The organism is Rheinheimera muenzenbergensis, from assembly GCF_036984005.1.
Lineage (GTDB): Bacteria > Pseudomonadota > Gammaproteobacteria > Enterobacterales > Alteromonadaceae > Alishewanella > Alishewanella muenzenbergensis.
Genome location: NZ_JALAAR010000064.1, coordinates 1 through 266, shown reverse-complemented (window position 1 = coordinate 266; position 266 = coordinate 1). Strand labels below are relative to the sequence as shown.

The 266-nt window shown below is 47.4% G+C and carries 1 rRNA gene; it reads right to left on the bottom strand.

Annotation, left to right across the window (positions count from 1 at the left end):
* A 5S ribosomal RNA gene (rrf, locus tag MN202_RS20570) occupies nt 1-70 on the bottom strand; the annotation flags it as partial.
* Between the last annotated feature and the right edge of the window lie 196 nt (nt 71-266).

The window sequence follows — 266 nt, the reverse complement described above, 5'->3', positions numbered from 1 at the left end:
CGTCGCAGCTGCGTTTCACTTCTGAGTTCGGAATGGGATCAGGTGGTTCCACAGCGCTATTGCCACCAGGCAAAAACGTGTCAGGAACAACGTTTTAACGCGCTTCAGCGCGGCCCGCTTGCGGGTCAAATGCATGGATGCATTTGATAAAAACTGTCGTTCCATCTTTAATTTGGCTTGCTGTTAGTCGTTATGCACACTGTATCTTAAAACATCTTGGGCGTTGTATGGTTAAGCCTCTCGGGCAATTAGTATGAGTTAGCTTA